Source organism: Achromobacter sp. 1011791174, from assembly GCF_059760925.1.
The window spans coordinates 1-16,448 of the sequence record NZ_JCBANH010000078.1; the positions used below are offsets into that span (position 1 = coordinate 1).

Genomic DNA, 16,448 nt, shown 5'->3' on the forward strand with positions numbered 1-16,448 from the left:
TGAGCTTGTTGTTCTCTTGCTCCAGCTCCTTCAGTCGCTGGGCGTCCGAGACGGTCATACCGCCGAACTTCGCCTTCCAGTTGTAATAAGTGGCCTCCGAGATCCCGTGCTTGCGGCACAGTTCGGCAACCTTGGCCCCTGCCTCGGCCTCCTTCAGCACCCCGATGATCTGTTCTTCCGTAAATCGTTTCTTCATTGCCGTTCCTTTGTGAACGGACTCTACATCGATTTCGTACTAACCACAGGGAGCAGGTCACAATAAGAATCGATTGAGCAGATGAAAGGGGTACTTACGGAATCGGCTCCAGAGCAATGCCATCTCAGTGCAGTTCACTCAAGACCATCAATTTAATTGGTATTTACTTTGAATGATCTGATCCCCAAGGCGCGCGCTTGGGCGGCACCGCCACCAATAGAACCTATTATCAATCCAATCAGCGCAATCCAATACGAGGAAATCCAGGATGCCAAACCGCACACTCCAACTCCCGCCAGGATCATCACCCAAATAAACCACCTTGAGAAATAGCCATCTTCTACCACTCTCATGGCATAACACCATTTAGCGCCGAACACTTAACACAGCCGCCCCGCCAAACTTGTTTTTTCATTTTCCTTAAGAACCCTTCATCGCTCATCACGATACTAGAGCTGCGGCATTGGCACAGACACACGTCAACGGCTGCTCGCTCCTCGCCACTATTCTCATCCGCATCATTTCTTAATTCTCAAATCCCGATCGCCGAGTGATTTTATATTTTCCATGAACGCCTTGGACGAGAACATACCCACCCCGCCGACAGCTATCCCGGGCACAGAGATCCCATAAGCCCCCCATCGCTGGCCAGCAAGATCAACATCATCCGGAGAATAGCCAAGCTGATTCGCACCCAGTGCTTGAAATTTCCATTCTCGATGATTCTCGAAAACATGCCACCACCGTGCCGATTTTCGTTATTACTCAGAACTTCCGCCATCTCGTTTGGACAATCATTTCGTCTCATCGGAGAATGGCTTGATTCCTAGCGACCGAGCCCTGCCGGCATAGCCACCGACACTACATAACACCATACCGAAAATTCCCAGCCAATAGGAAGATATCCGTCCAGCGACAAAAATCAAGAAACCTCCCGCCATCACGAAGAGAAGCATGAAAATAAGCCGAAAGTTTCCATTCTTAATAAAAATTTCTTTCACACCCACGTTGTGAAACCCCAAAAAATTCGCTCTTGAAGAATTCCCATAATTATTAAAACTATTGGCATCCCATAGAGAATTTTGGCACAAAATCCAAAATGCCACGCACCCGATATCATGAGTGGCTTCTTTTCAAATTTTCAAAACCACCATCTTCATTAGTCGATGAGATGGAAATTCAAAATCTCATCACTGCGTTCGAGGCCATTTTATTGATCGTGCCTGAATACCATTTTCGTCAATCTGACAGCACCACTGTACATGAGCGGCCCAACCGGAACTGGAATTTCTAATTACTACACCATCAGCGAGCAGATCGTCCCTCTTGCCATATTGGTCCAGATCCGGCATATAAACACTTACCAACAACCCCTCATGAAGTTGCACAGCTTCCCCAGCTGTATCCTTCTTATAGTCCTCTGCGGATAAAAGCACGACATCCTCGGCAATCATCTCGTTAAAATCAACATGAAAAACTGGACGAGACATCAAATTCCCTTCTTTAGTCTCTGTTGAACTCAACCTAGTTCGTGCGGCCGATGACAATCCGATGGCTATTTCACAAGCTCGTTGAGACAAACGTACCTAAGGCTGTTGATGTCTAGCCTCATGACTGCGGCCAGCTTCAGCACTGTCCGATACTCTTCATCAGAAATGGGAATGTCATATTCCAAAATATGATCGCAGAGTGTCTCAAATGCCAGGGCATTTTCTCCAAAGTCTACATATTGCAGTGCCGCCTCCAGCAACCCTGAATCCATACGATTCACAAATTTCCGGCCAAGCTTCAAAATTTCTTTTTCACACACGGAAATATCAATCCACATATTTACAGACCAATCATCCAACGGCACCTCCCGCAACATGTTCTTCTTATAGAAATTCGTTTGGAATTTGCTTTTCCTGATCCCCAAATTTCCATCCATCCGGCTTTTTTCTGGGATCAACCCAACTCATTCCTTTGTCGACCCAAGCCTTCCACTCTTTTCTCACACTCGTTGGCGTGCAGTCCTCGTAGTCTCATTCGACACCACAGCAGGGACAGGTTCCCATGTTGGTGAAAGCCCATCTGCTCCCCATGGGCGCTCGCATAACTGGTAGCTACAAACGCGACAATGCCTGTCATTCTTGCGCATAGATATTATCCAAAAAAAAACAACAAGAACCGGCCTAACTTGAATTCTATTTGATTTCTAAATCTCTTCGACAAAACCCTGAATATTAGCGCCACCCCAAAGAATCGTTTTCTCCATGCTTCAGCAAATTAATCAGATTTACGCGTCTTCTTATATTCTTCCAGATGCTGATGCAGCGGTTTATCTGATCCGAAGAAATACATATCCCCAGAATTCCTATCTACGACAATGGGACCATTGCCAACCAATCGGGCTGAGAACACACCAGTTTCCAAATATTCCTTCGATTGAAAGCAGAAATACCATCCTTCCGAAAACTCCCCTTGCCAACAAACTTGCAGGGGAATTTCTGAATCGTTCAAGAATCCCTCTACCAGCAACAGTGCTTGGGCATACTCAATCATCGATTCTTCCCATAAAACATCAGTACTTGACCCATATGATTTGCCCAGGACTCACTCAACATCGGCAACGTTGCTAGGGCTAACTAGATTGCTGTCAGCAATTTTAATAGCCCCCTAGCACTCTAGATTCTGCCACCAATTCCACAGCCTCATCGGCAGGCAACTCCTTCAAAACCGCAGAGCGCGTTATTCGTTTAAGCAAGTCCTAGATTCTGTCCAAATGGTAACTTCAAGCTTGCACCTACCACACCAACAAATTTCTATAACGAGAAAGTAACCTGCGATTCACCCTCTATCGCATGAGCAAGAAAATCACGGAGTCCCGTCAATTCCGATATCAGCAGCTCTCTTTTTGCATGCGCCGTTATAGGCTTTTTCTCAGCTGTCCATCTATATATAAACTCAATCTCATCGTCCTTCAGCATTTCCAAGAGGAGTATCCTCTTCTCGATCGCATCAACAACAGCCCTAGCAGTTGACCCGTCTACGTCGTCTTCCTCATATTGATCAAAAATAGTGCCATCTCTGGCATTAAAGTCTGGCCAGAATCCAGATGAAAACAACCACTCCGACAACACAGGCACAGTTGATCACTTCCATCATTCGCCAATACTCGAGATTTCTTCATCTTCTTCCGCTGTTTAATGCGTTCGCCACTATTGAGATGGGCTGGAAAAGCTCGTACGTCGGAGGGAATTGCAGTCAGGAGGTAGCGACCCTCCAGTCGCTGCCCTTGCCCTTCCAACACTAATGACGTCTAGGTGGTTCGCAGCCCGTCGACAAAGCCATTCGCTAGCAGCCGGCGCCGCCAAACGCGTTTTCGCTCCAAAACCGACGCGTGATCTGCCTGTTCGAGCATTGCCTCGGTCACATAGCCCAAGTAGTCGCACAGACTTTCAACGCCGCCGAGTAGGCTGATGACCGTCCATCGGTCCAACGACCGCGAGCCACCTGCAGCTGGCTCACTTGCGTCGTTGCCTACAACTCGCACGATGGTTTCTATCGCGTGTCGGGTACGTTCCACATCATGAACACGCGCCATTGCGACTGTGCCGAACTCTTCCATGCCCGGAACGCGCCAGCGGCGTTCGGAAAGGGGGTGCTCGTTCAAGTGATCAGCCATTGCGGCCTCCTTGTGCTGGATGGCCTACCACTCATCGCCAAATGAGGCGGGCAGGCAGAAAGCAGGATTGGCGAACCGGCGCACAGGGAACCGGCAGGGGCGTACCCCTTCCCGCAATCGCCTGCCCATAAACATCGTACGGGCTCGTAGATGCGGACTGCCTTAAGGGCAGAATCCAATTTGTGCTATTCCGGTCGCCAAACCAGACTCATGAGGATTCATGAGCAGAGTGAGCTTAGGGTGGCGACGTAGGCGCTGTATATGGCGTTTGGTCTTATTTTTGTACAAGAGGATAGCCCAATTGCATACCGCACAATTCAAATCATTGCTTAAAGCGTTCTATCCGACAATCGATAGGTTTCACAGAATTATCCAAATCTTTCGGTGTCCGATCACCCCATAAAAACCAAGCACCTCTTTATTTCTTTATAGAGTTCTCAAATTACAAAATCGATCCTTGCCCCTACTATTTCCCTGCGAATCAATCCCTGTATCTCGGATCCTCTCTCATAACTCGCAACATTTCCGACCAGTGAGACAAAATAATCGGGATCCTATGCTCTGATAGATCTTTCGCCCTTTCCGACGTAGGAAAACACTCCATCGCCCTCCTGCAGTGTCCATAAAACAAATTAAAACAGCTAATCCCCACACAATCCAGAGTAATAAAATTCTGACCTTGCTCATCAAAAGATGCATATATTTCTTTTCGACAGCCTTCCTCCCTATTTTCAAATCCAACCCTTGTTGACTCAACGATGCAATCAAAAATTCCCTCAGAAAAAAATACGCCAACACCTCTCGCAATAGCAACGTACATGCCCAAGAAACCACCTCACAATTATTTTCCTACTTCGCTGCTCCAAGGCAAGCTCGTTTCTCCACAAGCCAACAGCACCCCGATTAATTGGAACCAAACTTCTCGCACGGTACCGCCGCAGGCAGTTCAGGTTCTAGTCGGCTTGGATAAAGCTATAGCCGATGGCATATTCCTTGCACTTCTTGGAAACACCCTGGCGAGCGGCACGCACGCCATCAACGGCGATCTGGCTTCGCCGACAAGCTCTAGTGTGAAGGCAAGACCAATCTTCAAACTGTCCTAGAGTGCTATGACCAATCACGTCTTCTCGCGGTAGAAAACAGTAAGCCCCCGCTGACAGCGGCGCATTCAAGCAATTCAAGCAAGAATTCACCCCGAATACTCATCTCAAAGCCAGCCAAATTTTCAATCAAAATCTATAGCAAAAGCCGTTTTTTCCTCATAAGAGGATTGGTATATATCGAAAACAATATCAACAAGCATGGAGATAATTTGCCTTGCAAACTTCCTATCAACGCCATTTAAGAAAAAACAAAACTCCACCCCCTCCTCAAACCTCACCCATTTAACAAAGACGTCTTCTCCTGCGTTTATCCAAAACTGAACATTATCCACCCCCTCCACAAAATCAACGCCACCCTTTTCATTTGGATGCAGTTCTATTTGATTACCCTCATCTGTCCAACTAGTTATCTTTTTGGTGAGAGGATTCTCTAAAACAACCCCTAAGCTAGAAAGGGAATTTTTCACAACAGAGAAAGAATCTCGAAACAACTCTGGAATAAAAACCCTGCAACTTGCACTCCCCATCATCATTCCTTTGTAAATGACTTAACATTTTCAGAACCAAGTATTTTTGAGGCAAGTTTAATAACCGAATCTGGAGTCCCCTCAAAGAAATAAGCTTTCGCCGCGACGCCTCTCTGTTGAGCAACTTCCTTATAGATGCGCAATTCTTGTCCCAATTTACCTAGATTGCTTGCCTTGGCAGCCCCGCCGACCGCTACCAAGTCTCCATTATTGGCAACTACGTCGATATCTGTCGACCCCATGCCAGCAACAACTACTTTTTCCCCCGATCGTGAACCTTGCACCAATTGGGCAACACGCAACTCCCGCTCCAGTCCGATTTTTCTTCCCGCCTCTCCGGTTGAATCACCTGAAGCCTCGTTCAAAATGAGATCTGGCCCTTTTACGTCAGGCAAAGGCGTAACACTACCTCCGCCATGCTTCCCCGGATCCGCCTCATACCCCGGCGTACCTCCAGTCTGAATCGGCTCACTCGGCCACACCGGAATTTCCGATCCGAATACCTGTTTTTCAGCAGGTAGCGGCGGAGGCGTGACGACATGCACCACGTCACCCGGTTTGCCTGGCAACGCTTTATCTCTGCCCGTCACATAGTCCACGAACTCGGACGCCCAGGTTCCTACCGTATCGGAAGCCGCCGAGATTCCTACCAGCGCAGCGCTCCCCACATAAACTGCGCCGTCCTTCATCTGCACAGCAACGTAGACCGTCTTGTCCACAATCTGAGTGGTAACGCGCTGGCAAGTGGCATTGGTCGCGCACCTCGACGCTACAGCTGCCACGACAGGAGCTACGACATATCCCCAATTCCGAGACGTTTCCAACGCGGCAGCGTTGCTCGCCGTTGCCGCCTCTGCCCCTGCTGCGGTCGCGATGCCAGCGACCAAACTGGTAACCAGGTTCCGCCGTGCTTCGATTTGCTCAGGATCTAGCCCTTCCGGCGTACCCATTAAGCTGTTCAAGATACTGCCCGCGCTCGCGCCCAGCGCTCCCGAGGCGCATGCAGCACCTTGACCCGCCGCACCTGCACATCCCACGATGCCATGCAGTGCCGCGCGTGCCACCTCGGCTTGGGAGCCCGTACCCAGAGAGTCGGAAATCTTCTTTACCTGCGCCGCTCCCAAACCTTGGAGATAGTTCACTGCAGCCGACTGTACAAATGCACTGGTCGAACCCGTCACATTCGCACTCGCAGCGCCTGTAACGGCCAATAGCACCAAACCGTACTTACCTTCCGCACTCCAATCTTGCGCACTTTGCACTCGGTCCATAAGTGCTTTCATATTGGAAGCATCGCCGGTATTGCCCGTCTTGATAGCATCCGCCAGCGCTCTTTCGGCGACCTTCTTTTCCTCTGCCCGATTCGCCAAGAACTGCCCCGTCTGCCGGCTAGCCTCCGAAACAATCTCAAACCCCGCCTCGATCTTCTCCTTATCAAAGATCGGCTTAAGCGCGTTCAACGTATCCGACGTATCCCGGTTCAACGACGCAATCGTCTCCGCCGCCGTCTTGCCGGTCAGCGCCTGCTGGCCCGCCTCGTCGCGGATCACGATCGTGCCGCCGCTGATGGCGCTGCTCGTGGTCGAGCTGCCGCTGCCGCTGGCGGCCGCGACCGTGGGCGGTTTGAACGACAGGTTGCCCGACGACGGCAGCGAGGTGCTCGCCTCTTTGCTCGCGCCGCCCGCGACCTGGTTGTCCTTGGTCGTGCCCAAACCCGTGCCGCCGCTCTTGTCGCCGCCGCCCAGGCCGATGCCGCCGCCCACCGAGACCTGATAGGCGCTGTAGCTGGCCTTGTTCTTGACGTCCTCCGTCACCAAGGTGCCGGTGCTCAGCTTGTTCAGCCCGTCGGCCACCGCCTTGTCGCTGCTGGCGATGACGCTGCCGATCAGCGTGGTGTTGTTCTTCACGTCGATCAGGAAACCGCCATTGCCTGCCCACAGGCCGGTCTGCTCGGTCACCGACTTGAAGTCGCTCTTCATCTGGCCTTGGCCCGCGTTGGCGCTTATGTTGCTCGTGCACGTGCCAGTCAGGCAGATCGATGCGCCAAAACCCGCGCTCTGGTTCTTGGCGTCGTACTTGCTGGTGTCCTGCAAGCTCTCCAGCAGCAGGTTGCCGCCCACCGACGCGATGATCTGCTCGGCCTTGCCCGAGGCGCCCTTGAAGGTGGTGTCGCCGCCCGACTGGATCGCCAGCACGTTGCCGGCGGTGACGTGGCTGTTGGTCCAGCTTTCGTCCTTGCCGTCGGCCTTGCCCCGGCTGGCCGAGACGCCCAGCTCCAGCGTGACGCCCGTGTTCGCGCTACCCACGTTGAAGCCCACGCCGATGCTGGCGCTGCTGCTCTTGCTGTCGGTCTTCTGTTCGAAGGCGTTGCGCGCCGCCTGCAGCAGGACGTCGCCTTCGGCCTTGAGCACGGCGTTGCCGCCGGCGGACAGGTTCGAACCCGTGACGGTAATGTCCGAGTTCCGGCCCGCGCCCTGGGCGATGATGGTCAGGTCCTTGCCCGCCGCGACGGTGGAGCCCGCCGCGCTGGATGCGTTGCGCTCGGTGGTGCTGGTGCTCTTGCTGCTGCCCAGGCTGATCTGGACGCTGACCCCGCCGACCTTGTCGAGGGACGTGGCATCCTTCATGCTGCCCATCTTCTGCACGGCGTCGTAGGCGTTGTAAGCCGCCAAACCAGCCGTGCCGGCCGCCAGGCCCTGCATCACCGGGTTATCGACCTTGCTCGCCGCGCTGGCCATGCGCTCGCCGGTCTGGACCGCGCTGACCACGGGGTTGCTGGCCGTGACGGACAGGCCGCTTTGCTTGATCTCGTGGAATTCCTTGCTGCGCGCGGTGTCGAGCGCGGCCACGACGTTGACCTGCTGGCCGATCAGCGTCACGTCGCCCTGGCGCGCGATCACGTTGCTGCCCACGACGTTCAACCCGTTGCCGGCGTTGATCAGCACGTTGCCTTCGACGCTGCCCACGGTGCTGGCAGTATGGAAGACCTTCTTGCCATCGACCCAGTCCGTCTGCTGGCGCGTGCCGAAGCTGAAGCCGCCCAGCGCGCCGAAGCCGGACTTCTTGACCATCTTGTAGTCATAGCTGTCCGAGGCGTTCTCGCCGGCCACGATGTTCACGTCGCGTCCGCCGGACAGGACCAGGTCCTTTTGCGCGCCGACGTTGGAGCCGGCCACGTTCAGGTCGCGACCAGCCATCAGCACGGCGGTGTCGCCGGTGAAGGTTGACCCCTGGGCCTGTTCCCAGTCGCCGGACTTGATGGTGTGCGTGGTCTTGCTCGACAGGAAGCCGCGCGTCTTGTAGTACATCTCGTCGCGGGCCGAACCGGACTCCACGCCGGCGATCAGGTTGATGTCGCGCCCCGCGCCCACGGCCAGCTGCTTGCCGGCGGTGACGTCCGCCGCGCGCGCGTTGACGTCCTGGCCGGCGACCAGCGTCAGGTTGCCGCCCGCCGCGACGGCGGCGCCGATTTCCTTGCTGGTGCTCAGGGCGTGGCGGTTGCGCGAGTCCAGCGCGAAGCTTTCGCCATGGCTTTCGGTCAGGGTGCCGAAGTTGATGTCGCGCCCAGCCTGCAGACGCGCGTCGTCCTTGACCGTCACTTGCGCAGCGGTCAGCGTCAGGTCGCGGCCGGCCTGCATGGAGAGGCTGCCCGCATCCACGCGCGCCACGCCGGTCAGGTGCGAACCCCAGGTGTTGCCGTTGTTCTCAGACGCCGAGGTCGAGGTCAGCGCGATGTCTCGCCCGGCGCTCAGCGCCACCTTGTCGCCCTTGATCAGCGATACCAGATTGGTCAGGTCCTCGCGCGCGGCCAGGTTGACGCTGCCGCCCTGGATGGTGCCGCCGGCCTGGTTGACGATGTTGCCGGCGGTGATGACCGTGGCCTCGCGCGCGCCGATGGTGCCACTGTTGGTCGCATTGCCATCCACGGCGATGTTGACGCTGCGGCCCGCCAGCAGCGTGCCGTCGCCCTTCAGGTCGCCCGCGCGTACCAGCAGATAGACCTGCGGAACCAGCACGGTTTCGGTGGTGCCGTCGGGCAGGGTCACGGTCTGTTCGACCAGCCAGACCAGGTCGGTGGTCAGCTGGCGCTGCTGCGCTTCGGTCAGCGCGACGCCGAGCTTGATGCCCTTGTCCTGCGCGAACTTGGCGCCAGCGGCGAGCAGGGCCTTGTACTGCGTGTCGTTGTCGCTGTACTTCTCCAGGAAGCGCTGGCCGGTGGTGGCCAGGATCTGGTCGGACACGGCCTTCTGTTCATAGAAGCCGTCGCCCAGGCGCTTGGGCTGGCCCGAGGGCGTGAGGAACTTCGCGCCCGGCGGGATCAGCGCATCCCAGCTGCCCAGGCGCGAGCCGGCCAGCGTGCCACCGGCGCCGACCGAGTTGCCCGTCGGAGCTCCCGGCATGCCGCCGGACGGGTGCAGCAGGTCGAACAGGTAGTCGCTGGACACATAGGGCCGCTGGCCCGTGAAGCGCGGGTCGGTGGCGACGATATAGGGCGCGTCCGGCCGGTTGTTGACGGCGAAGAGCTGGCTGTCGGGAATGCTGGCCGGGTTGGAGACGGTGCGGACCACGGTGCCGCCGGGCAGGCCCACGCTGGCCACCAGCACGGGGCCGGGCGCGGTGGTGCCGGTGGCGCCGGGCTTCTGACCGCTCAGGCTGACCTGGACGTTGCCGCCGGACGTGCCCACGGGCAGTTCTATCGGTTGGCCGGCCAGGGTGACGTTGTAGTCGCTGGAGTATTCCTTGCGACCCTTGGACCGCTCTTGCGTGACGGTCGCGGTGCCGACGCGCGTGATGATGCGCTCACCGCCGGCGCCGATGTTGTTGATGTTCGGTCCGACGACCGACAGCGCGCCGCCGGCGGCGATCTGGCTCTTGTCGTTGGTGACGGTGCCGGTCAGCGTCATCGAGCCGCCCGACAGGATCTTGCCGGGGTCAGTCGACAGCGTGCGCGTTTCGGTGACGGTTTCGTTGACCTGGTAGTAGGTGAACGTGCCTCTCAGGCGGCTGCCGTAGTCGGCATTGAATTCGCGGATGCGCGCGTCCAGTTCCATGTGCCGGGCCTTGTACGCGGCATAGGCGTCTTCATAGGCCTGGCGGCGCGCGGTTTCGCTGGCCTGGCATTGCCTGTCGCGGTCACAAGGACGCTCTGGCTCGACCCATACAGGCATCGGTCCGGACGGCGGCGTGACGCCGAATACAGCCCAAACGCGCGCGTCGCCAGCATATCGGAACCCTTCGTCTGTGTAGCCGCACGACGCGTTGCCGGCGTCGCCGCCTTCACCGTAGCAGATGTACTGCGGCGGAAGGTACGTCAACGGAATCGGCACGTTCTTGCCGGACTTGTCACGGAAGCCGGGCGCGTAGTTGAACGGCGGCCCGTAGCGATCAGCCGGGTATTTGGTCGAGGGCAGCAGCAGCTTGCGCTCGGGATCGTCGTCCAGCCAGGCGGGATCCTTGCTGCACATGGGCGTGACTTCGTCGCAGAGCCAGTTGGTCTCGGCGTCGTACATGTCCGTGGTGCCTTCGGGCGTGAAGTACACCTTGGGCTTGGACGACACGACCACGGTCTCGCTGGCGTAGCGATTGTTCTGGTTCAGCAGCGTGGCGGCCGAGATGGCGGCGTTGCCAGCCGCTTCGATCGTGGCCGAGGCGTTCTGCAAAGAGACGGCCTGGCCCACGGCACGGCCGGCGGCGTCCAGCGCGCCGCCGATACGCAGGTCGCCGGCCGAGTAGATCAACGCGTGTTCGCGGTTGACCAGATAGGTCGCGCCCAGGTCCATGGCGCTGCGCGCGGCGATCACCGCCGCTCCGCCCGCGCCTACGTCATTGACCAAGGACCCCGTCCCAATGGCCAAGTTATCGCCATAGATCCGACCCAGGTTCGTCACGGCGCCCGCCGTGATGCGCGTGTTGACGCCGTCGATCAGGCCCGCGTTGGTGAGCGTGCCGGTGACGTTGATCGTGTTGTTGCGACCGGCCACCAGCTCGCCCGTGGCCTGGTTGTTCAACGTGCCGGCCTTGACGCCCAGGTCGCGGCCCGCGGTGATGCGCGCGCGGTTGTCCAGCGTGCCGCCCACGCTCAGGTTCAGGTCGCGGCCGGCGGTGATTTCGCCTTCCTGGTTCAGGGAACCCGCGTACTCAAAGGACAGGTCCTCGCCCGAGCGCAGCGCGCCCAGGCCCTGCAGCGCCTTGACGATGACGGTCAGGTTCTTGCCCGCCAGCAGCTTGCCCTGCGTGTTCTTGAGCGTGTCGGCCTCGATGCGCGCGACGCCTTGCGAGGCGGCTTCGCCGGCGGTGTTGTCCAGCTCGCCGGTCTTGATGCCGAGGTCCTGGCCGGCGCTGATCGCGCCGCCCTGGTTGTTCACGCGCCCGGCCACGATGCTGACCACCTTGCCCAGCACGCCCTTGGCGGGCGCGTTGCTGGCGGTCAGCGTGTTGCTGTTGTCCAGGCTCGAAGCCGTCAGCGTCAGCGTGTCGTCGGCCTGCAGCAGGCCGCGCTGGTTGTCGATGGCGCCGCTGGTGGTGACGGTCAGGTTGCCGCCGGCCACGGTGCCGTCGCGGTTGACCAGGCTGGCGGCATCGATGCGGGCCTTGCCGGCCGCGGCGATGGTGCCGCCGGTGTTGTCCAGCTCGCCGCCGAGCTTGATGATCGCGTCGCCCGAGGACGTGATCTTGCCGCCCGGGTTGCGCAGGTTGGCGGCGGACAGGTCCAGGCCGCCGCCATGCAGCGTGGCGCGGGACGCGTCGATGTCCTGGGTGGCGGCCACGGTCATCAGGCCCACGGAGGACAGCGTGCCGCCCACCAGGTTCATGCCCGTCGCGGACAGCGTCATGTTCTTGCCGGCCAGACTGGTGCCGGCGTGTTGCAGCGTGCCGGCCGTCAGCGTCAGGCTGCCCGGCTGGCTCAGCTTGCCGTCGGCGTCCACGCCCGCCACGAAGCGGCCGGTGTTGTTCAGCAGGCCGGGCGTGCGCGCGTTCAGGTCGCCGCCCGCCAGCACCGAGCCGGTGTTGGCCAGCGTTGTTCCTGCGTAGAGGTCGGCCCGTCCGCTGGCGAAGGCGACGCCCGCGTTGCTCAGCGCGCCGCCCGCGTCCAGGGCCAGCGCCGCGCCGGATTGCAGCCGGCCATCGGTGGTGATGAAGAGGTCGCGCGCGGCGCTGGCCGAGAGCTTGCCGGTCTGCGTGGCGATCACGCCGCCCAACCGGGCATCGGTGCCGGCGCGCAGGCTCAAATCCTTGCCGGCCGAGGTCGAGCCCAGCGCCTGCAACGCGCCGCCGGCGGTGGCGGTGAGCGTGCCGTCCGCCTGTTGGCGCGAGGCCGCGCCCAGGATCAGGTCGCCGCGCGTGGCCGTCAAGGTCAGGTCGCCCTTCAAGGCGGCGGCGGTGCCGTCGATCGACAGGCTATCGCCCGCGCTCAGCGTCTGGTCGCGGCCGGCCAGCGCGCGGCCGGCGATCTGCATTGAACCGGCGGCGGTGGCGGCCAAGGTGTCGGCGGCCTGCACCAGGCCCTGGTGCGCGACGGTGATGTTCCGACCATTCAGCGTCAGCCTGGCGTCGCTGGCGGCCGAGCCGTCCACGCGCGCGTCGCGCGCGGCGGCCAGGGTCAGGTCGCGCACCGAGGCCAGCGCGCCGGAGACGCTCAGGTCGCGGCCGGCGCTGGCGTTCAAGGCGCCGGCCGCCTGCACCTGGGCGCCTTGCTTGATGATCAGGTCACGCCCTCCCGACACGGACAGGTCGCCGCTGGCCGGCACGGACAGGCTGCGTCCGCCGGGCGCGGGCGGCGTGCCCTGGGCGCTCGTGCCCAGCGCGGCAATGGTGCCGCCCAGCCGCGCGTCGCCCGTGGCCGCCAGCGCCAATGCGCCGCCGGCCGCCAGCGTGCCGTCCGAGTCGATATCGCCGCCCGCCTTGGCGTCCAGCTTGCCCGAGGACTGCAAGCGCCCGCTCGCGGCCACCTTCAGGTCGCCGCCGGCTTGCGTGGTCAGATCGCCGCTCAGCGCGGTGACAGTGCCGTCCACGCTCATGTGCCGCTGCGCCGACAGGCTGGCCGGCGAGCTGGCCGTGACCGTGCCCGTCACGAGGATGTCGCGACCGGCCTCGGCGCGCAGCGTGCCGCCGCCCGTGGCCGCCGTCTCGGCGGTGCCGGCCGTGCCGGCGATGCGCAGGTCCTGGCCGGCGAAGAGGAACAGGTTGCCGCTGCCTTGCGCCAGGCCGTTCTTGCCCACGACGAGGTCTGTGCCGGCCTTGATGTTCAAGAGGCCATTGGCGACCGTCTTGCCGTTCACCACGGTGTCGGCATTGGACGACAGACGGATGTCCTGCTCGCCCGAGATCGTGCCGTCCGCCTGCAGCTTGCCGCCGGCCTGGGCTTGCAGCAGGCCGCTGGCCTGCAAGGTGCTATTCGCGCCCAGCGTCAGCCCCTGACCCGCCGTCAGCGACAGCGCGCCGCCATAGGCCATGGCGCTGCCGTCCACGCGCAGGTCCGTGCCCGAGGCCAGCGTCATGCCGGCGTTGGTCTCGGCCAGACCGGCCAGCGTCAGCGCCTTGCCGGCGTCCAGGCGCAGCGCGCCCTTGGCTTGCAGCTTCGCGTCCGCGCCGGCCGCGATCTTGCCGATCGCATCGACGGACAGCGGACCGCCCGCCAGCAGCTTGCCGTCGATGGCCGCATCGCCCGCCGCGCTGATGGTCAGCGCTTGCAGCGACGCCATCGCGCCGGCGGTGGTGAAGTTGCCTCGCGTGCGCAGGCCGATGGCACCGCCCGCTTGGGCCGTGGCGTCCTTGCCGATGGACAGGTCGCCCACCGAGGTCAGATTCAACGCGCCCGTCGTTGCGCTGGCGCTGCCCAGCAGCGCCAGCTTGCCGCCCGCGTCCGCCGTCAGGTCGCCGTTGCTGCGCAGGCTGCCCTTGAGAGTGGCATCGCTGCCGGCTTGCAGTTGCAGCTTGCCGGTGCTGGACAGCTGGCCGTCGCTGCTCGCCGTGCCGCCGGCTTGCAGCTTGAGGTCGCCATCGGCGGCAAGCGTGCCGGACAGGGCCGCATCGCGGCCGGCCTTCAGTTGCGCCGCGCCCGCCGAAACCGTGGATCCGCTCGCGCGCAGGTCGCGCGTGGCGGTGATGTCAATGCCGCGTCCCTGCGTCTTGCTGGCCGCGCCCAGCAGCACGTCATTGCCCGCCAATCGCAGCGTGCCGCCATAGGCCAGCGCGCTGCCGTCCAGACGCAGCTCGCGCGCCGCGTCGATGGACAGGCTGGTGTCGCTCAGGGCCGAGCCGGCCAGCGTCACGCCCTCGCCCGCGCGTATCCCCATGGCCTGGCCTGATTGCAGGCGCGCGCTGGCGGTCGTGGACAGCTCGCCGCCGGCCTCGGCTTGCAAGGTGCGCGCGGCCGAGATCTGGCCGGGCAGCTGGACATCGCGGCCGGCTTGCAGCGTCAGCGCGCCCTTGGCGGATACCAGGCCGACCGATTGCGTGCTGGCGGCGGTCTCTGTGCTTGCGCCTGCGCCCGAGCCGTTGCTCGTGCCTGCGCCGTTGCCGGCAGTGCCGCCGGTGCTTCCGGTGTTGCCGCCGTTATTGCCGCTGCCGTTACTTCCGGTATTGCCGCCGGTGCCGCCATTGTTGTTGCCGGTGCCGCCCGTATTGCCGTTGCCAGCACCGTTGCCATTGCCCGAACCGCTATCCGCCACCGTACCCGCGCGCAGATTGCGCCCGGCCTGCACGCGCACATCCTGGTCGCCCATCACCAGCGAACCGCCCAGCGCCAGATCGCGCCCCGCCGCCACACGCAATGCGTCCTGCGTCTGCAGGCTGCCGCGCGCACTCACCGACACATCACCGGCCGCATCCACCGTCAGCGCCTGACCCGCGCTCACCGCGCCCGTGACCGCCGCGTCGCGGCCCGCCGTCAAGGCCACCGCGCCGGCGCCCTGCGCTCGGCCTTCGACCGCCACATCGCGACCGGCGGCCACGCGCACATCGCGCGCCGCCTGCATCGTGCCGCTGGGCGTGATCCTGACGTCGCCCGCCGCGCTCACTTCCAGATTGCCAGTCAAGGCGACCAGGTTGCCGCCCACGTTCACGCCCACGCCAGCCTCGGTGCCGACCAAGCGAATGCTATTGGCATACATGCCGCCCAGCGCCGCCGTGTCCAGCGCCACCGTCGGCGCCGGGCCTTCGCCCTGGCCCGCGGATACCGCGCCCGTCGCGTAGTCGACCTTGGCCGCGCCGGCCGTCACGTGCAGCTGATCAGCCCAGATGCCCGCGTTGATCTCCAGCGTGCGCGCCATCAAATCCACGCGGCTCAGGTTCGCGCCGTTCAGGCCCGCGCCCTCCACGCGCAGCTTGCCGCCCGCCACATCAAAGCCGATGCCGCCGTCCGGCCCCACCATGGGCTTGCCGGTCGTAAGCGTGGCGCGGTCCGCGTTCAAAAAGCCGCAGCCGTTGCAGGTGATGCCCGCCGGGTTGGCGACGATGATGTTGGCGCGGTTGCCGGCCACTTCCATCGTGCCCATCAGCTGCGAGGGGTTGGGCGCGGTGACCTGGTTCAGGATGGTGGTGGCGCGCTGGTTGCCCAGCATCGGGTTGCCCGCGACCTGCCCGGCCAGCTGCGTCTGGCTGGCGCCGCCGCTGTTGTTCAGCACCACGCCGGACGGACCGACGTTGAACTGCGTGAACTTGTTGTTCGAGACTCCGCCCGCCGAGGGCGGCGCGATGTTGACCACCGGCACGCCATTGCTCGTGCCGACGATCGGCCGCTGGCCAGAAACGTTCTTGTCCACGCTGATCGGCAGCGTCTGCGCCAGCACGGGCGTCCAGATCTGGGTGTAGAGCACGAGCCAGACAATGGCGGAACGGAACTTGGACATGAGGCGACTCTCGGTAATCGTTTGGATGGCAAGCCGCCACTCGCGAGGCATGCGGCCCGCGAGCGACGGCCCCGCCGCGCCAGGCCCTCGACGCGGCCGCGGGCTAGC

Annotated in this window: 9 protein-coding genes; 1 reads left to right on the forward strand and 8 read right to left on the reverse strand. The window is 61.2% G+C overall.

Annotation, left to right across the window (positions count from 1 at the left end; genetic code table 11):
• The 6 genes from AC6LJ5_RS22540 to AC6LJ5_RS22565 all read right to left on the reverse strand — a co-directional run.
• Positions 1 to 196 (reverse strand): transposase (locus AC6LJ5_RS22540; RefSeq protein ID WP_498141671.1); only part of this gene is annotated, 196 nt, incomplete at its 3' end.
• Positions 197 to 1,386: 1,190 nt separating this feature from the next.
• Complete coding sequence (locus tag AC6LJ5_RS22545; RefSeq protein ID WP_498141672.1) at positions 1,387 to 1,686, reverse strand: hypothetical protein; 300 nt, start codon at positions 1,684 to 1,686, stop codon at positions 1,387 to 1,389.
• A 65-nt stretch (positions 1,687 to 1,751) separates the two neighbouring features.
• Complete coding sequence (locus AC6LJ5_RS22550) at positions 1,752 to 2,144, reverse strand: MafI family immunity protein (RefSeq protein ID WP_498141673.1); 393 nt, start codon at positions 2,142 to 2,144, stop codon at positions 1,752 to 1,754.
• 317 nt (positions 2,145 to 2,461) lie between these two features.
• The gene (locus tag AC6LJ5_RS22555) at positions 2,462 to 2,737 is read right to left on the reverse strand and encodes a YrhB domain-containing protein (RefSeq protein WP_498141674.1); all 276 of its coding nucleotides are present in this window, start codon (positions 2,735 to 2,737) and stop codon (positions 2,462 to 2,464) included.
• A 260-nt stretch (positions 2,738 to 2,997) separates the two neighbouring features.
• On the reverse strand, positions 2,998 to 3,321 hold the full coding sequence (locus tag AC6LJ5_RS22560) for a hypothetical protein (RefSeq protein WP_498141675.1): 324 nt from the start codon (positions 3,319 to 3,321) through the stop codon (positions 2,998 to 3,000).
• 173 nt (positions 3,322 to 3,494) lie between these two features.
• Entirely contained in the window at positions 3,495 to 3,860 is a 366-nt protein-coding gene (locus AC6LJ5_RS22565) for a hypothetical protein (RefSeq protein WP_498141676.1), read from the reverse strand.
• Positions 3,861 to 4,678: 818 nt separating this feature from the next.
• Between AC6LJ5_RS22565 and AC6LJ5_RS22570 the strand changes: the two genes are divergently transcribed.
• Positions 4,679 to 4,963 (forward strand): hypothetical protein, encoded by a 285-nt coding sequence (locus AC6LJ5_RS22570; protein ID WP_392413690.1) that lies wholly within the window; start codon positions 4,679 to 4,681, stop codon positions 4,961 to 4,963.
• Between the two features lie 122 nt (positions 4,964 to 5,085).
• Here AC6LJ5_RS22570 and AC6LJ5_RS22575 read toward each other — a convergent pair whose 3' ends face one another.
• Both AC6LJ5_RS22575 and AC6LJ5_RS22580 read right to left on the reverse strand, forming a co-directional pair.
• Positions 5,086 to 5,493, reverse strand: coding sequence for a hypothetical protein (locus tag AC6LJ5_RS22575; RefSeq protein WP_498141677.1), 408 nt, complete (start codon positions 5,491 to 5,493; stop codon positions 5,086 to 5,088).
• The gene (locus tag AC6LJ5_RS22580) at positions 5,493 to 16,340 is read right to left on the reverse strand and encodes a two-partner secretion domain-containing protein (RefSeq protein ID WP_498141678.1); all 10,848 of its coding nucleotides are present in this window, start codon (positions 16,338 to 16,340) and stop codon (positions 5,493 to 5,495) included. The genes AC6LJ5_RS22575 and AC6LJ5_RS22580 overlap by 1 nt, the downstream gene beginning before the upstream one ends.
• Between the last annotated feature and the right edge of the window lie 108 nt (positions 16,341 to 16,448).

Excerpts from the sequence above, each read along its gene's own strand:
- AC6LJ5_RS22545 (WP_498141672.1), bottom strand. The coding sequence starts at position 1,686 with ATGTCTCGTCCAGTTTTTCATGTTGATTTTAACGAGATGATTGCCGAG.
- AC6LJ5_RS22555 (WP_498141674.1), bottom strand. The coding sequence starts at position 2,737 with ATGATTGAGTATGCCCAAGCACTGTTGCTGGTAGAGGGATTCTTGAAC.
- AC6LJ5_RS22565 (WP_498141676.1), bottom strand. The coding sequence starts at position 3,860 with ATGGCTGATCACTTGAACGAGCACCCCCTTTCCGAACGCCGCTGGCGC.
- AC6LJ5_RS22570 (WP_392413690.1), top strand. The coding sequence starts at position 4,679 with ATGCCCAAGAAACCACCTCACAATTATTTTCCTACTTCGCTGCTCCAA.
- AC6LJ5_RS22575 (WP_498141677.1), bottom strand. The coding sequence starts at position 5,493 with ATGATGGGGAGTGCAAGTTGCAGGGTTTTTATTCCAGAGTTGTTTCGA.
- AC6LJ5_RS22580 (WP_498141678.1), bottom strand. The coding sequence starts at position 16,340 with ATGTCCAAGTTCCGTTCCGCCATTGTCTGGCTCGTGCTCTACACCCAG.